Annotated in this window: 1 rRNA gene and 1 pseudogene; both read right to left on the bottom strand. The window is 58.0% G+C overall.

The features are described from left to right. Positions 1-71 (bottom strand): annotated as a pseudogene (locus AAW13_RS45450) (hydrolase); the annotation flags it as partial. 60 nt (positions 72-131) lie between these two features. Continuing rightward, positions 132-248, bottom strand: a 5S ribosomal RNA gene (gene rrf / locus AAW13_RS43785). Between the last annotated feature and the right edge of the window lie 97 nt (positions 249-345).

The raw sequence follows: 345 nt of genomic DNA on the forward strand, positions 1-345 counted from the left end.
AGCCGGTTGGAGATGGGCTCGCTGTCCACGAGAACGCCGTCATTGTCGAAGATGACCAGGTCGTAGCGCATGGGGTCGAGCATAAACGCGAAAAGGCCCACGCCATATGGCGTGGGCCTTTCCTAAAATTTGTTCGGCGGCGTCCTACTCTCCCACAGGGTCCCCCCTGCAGTACCATCGGCGCTGTGAGGCTTAGCTTCCGGGTTCGGAATGTAACCGGGCGTTTCCCTCACGCTATGACCACCGAAACACTATGAAACTGTCCAGCCGCACCACGCTCTGTGAAACGTGGGGCTGTTCGTGGTTTCAGAACCAACACAGTGGACGCGAGCAACTGAGGACAAG

It is taken from the genome of Streptomyces humi (assembly GCF_001005085.2).
GTDB lineage: Bacteria > Actinomycetota > Actinomycetes > Streptomycetales > Streptomycetaceae > Streptomyces > Streptomyces humi.